This window comes from Candidatus Nitrosotalea sp. FS, assembly GCF_011319475.1.
Classification (GTDB): domain Archaea; phylum Thermoproteota; class Nitrososphaeria; order Nitrososphaerales; family Nitrosopumilaceae; genus Nitrosotalea.
The window spans coordinates 1-1,870 of record NZ_RCMC01000302.1; the positions used below are offsets into that span (position 1 = coordinate 1).

The window sequence follows — 1,870 nt, forward strand, 5'->3', positions numbered from 1 at the left end:
ATTTCTTTTGTTGGATGAAATGGGACCAATTATTTTGTCTGGAGGAGAAGCAAAAGGCGCACCAGATCACCCGCACCGAGGATTTGAGACTGTCACATACATGATTGACGGCGTTTNGGTTAATATATCCTACTAAGTAGGTAATTACTACTTACTTTAAATAAAATACTGTGTATACTATACCATGAAACAAGACACAATAAACAACCGAGATCTAGTAAGAAGCGAAACAGACAACGCAAAGAATCGTTCCATATCACAAATAATCACTGCCAAAACAACACTAGAAGGTGAGGGATTTTTGGTACACAGATCATTTCCAAATCATGGCCTAAGAGAGTTTGATCCATTTCTTTTGTTGGATGAAATGGGACCAATCACCTTGTCTGCAGGAGAAGCAAAAGGTGCACCAGATCATCCTCATCGAGGATTTGAGACTGTCACATACATGATTGACGGCGTTTTTGAGCACAAGGACTCGGAGGGGCATTCAGGAAAGATAAGAGCTGGAGATGTACAATGGATGACAGCAGGTTCTGGCGTAATCCATTCTGAGATGCCGGAAAAAGAATTTTCACAAAAAGGCGGCACACTACATGGATTTCAGTTGTGGGTCAACTTGCCAAAAAAAGACAAGATGATGAAACCGTGCTATCAGGATCTACCTGCAAACAAAATACCAATAGTACAAAATGACAAAGTCAAGGTAAAAATAATTGCAGGCGAATCAATGGGAAAACAAGCAGCAATTGAAACAAGAACTCCGATCATGTATCTTCACTTTACTCTGCAACCGGGAGTCAAAGTGACACAGACGGTTCCACAAAACTACAATGCATTTGCATATGTTGTAAATGGAGAGGGTTTGTTTGGTGACAAACAAAAATCGGCATACAAGGAACAGGCTGTTCTCTTTAAACAAGATGGAGACAAGATAACTATCAAAGTACCTGATAATGCAACATCACCTTTGGACGTGCTGTTGATTGCAGGTGTTCCACTTGGAGAACCAGTTGCTCGCTATGGACCATTTGTCATGAATACCGAAGAAGAGATCGAACAAGCCATACTAGATTACAACAGTGGAAGAATGGGCAAAATTGACTTTTAAAACAGTTGTAGTTGTGCCTAAAAGCCAAATTGCCTTCCCACGAACCACTTTTTATAATTAGATATAGTTTTGTTACTAGATATGGAAACAGAATGGGAAAAAGAGAACAGGACCCGCAGTAAAATAGAATGCCAAGCTGATGAGATATGGAGTATTCTTGGAAAGACTTGGGCACTGTTGATTTTGAAAAAACTTGCTGAAAACGAAGTAACACGATTTAATGAAATTAAAAAAGCCATACCACAGATAAGCAACACCGTATTATCTGACCGATTACGTGATCTTGAAGAACAAGGCCTAATTACAAAAAAGATCTATGCCCAAGTTCCACTACGTGTAGAGTACAGTCTAACTAAACAGGCAAGAGACCTTGGAAAGATTTTGGAATCCCTGGATGAATGGGTTATCAAATGGAGAAAGGAAAGATCCAGAAAGACAGGTACTGTCAATAGCACAAGAATGGCACCAAGAAAATAACCATGAGATTCTATAGAAACATCTTTTCCTGTTGGCCTAGCCTCAGCTGTCAATAATTAAATAGAATCAAGATACAATATCATCATCGGATTATATCATGAAAGTAAAAGGATATGCAGCACAAAACGCCAAGGCAACATTGGCACCGTTTTCATTTGAAAGACGAGAGCCAGGAGAAAATGACATCGTAGTTGACATACAATATTGCGGAATATGTCACACTGATATTCACCAAGTTGGTGACGAGTGGGGTGGATCCATGTTTCCAATGGTTCCAGGACA

General features: G+C 39.6%; 4 protein-coding genes. All 4 read left to right on the forward strand.

Translation table 11 applies throughout. From position 1 onward, the window contains the following. On the forward strand, window positions 1-116 hold a 116-nt coding region (locus DYY66_RS12250; protein WP_166289910.1), incomplete at both ends, for a pirin family protein. Window positions 117-184: 68 nt separating this feature from the next. Continuing rightward, on the forward strand, window positions 185-1,111 hold the full coding sequence (locus DYY66_RS12255) for a pirin family protein (RefSeq protein WP_166289898.1): 927 nt from the start codon (window positions 185-187) through the stop codon (window positions 1,109-1,111). A gap of 81 nt (window positions 1,112-1,192) precedes the next feature. Beyond that, complete coding sequence (locus DYY66_RS12260) at window positions 1,193-1,588, forward strand: helix-turn-helix domain-containing protein (protein WP_166289901.1); 396 nt, start codon at window positions 1,193-1,195, stop codon at window positions 1,586-1,588. A gap of 97 nt (window positions 1,589-1,685) precedes the next feature. Next, the coding region (locus DYY66_RS15180; RefSeq protein ID WP_255496481.1) for an alcohol dehydrogenase catalytic domain-containing protein at window positions 1,686-1,870 on the forward strand (185 nt) is incomplete at its 3' end.

What these genes read in the sequence shown, in the direction of transcription:
- DYY66_RS12255 (WP_166289898.1), top strand. Translation starts at nt 185, where the DNA reads ATGAAACAAGACACAATAAACAACCGAGATCTAGTAAGAAGCGAAACA.
- DYY66_RS12260 (WP_166289901.1), top strand. Translation starts at nt 1,193, where the DNA reads ATGGAAACAGAATGGGAAAAAGAGAACAGGACCCGCAGTAAAATAGAA.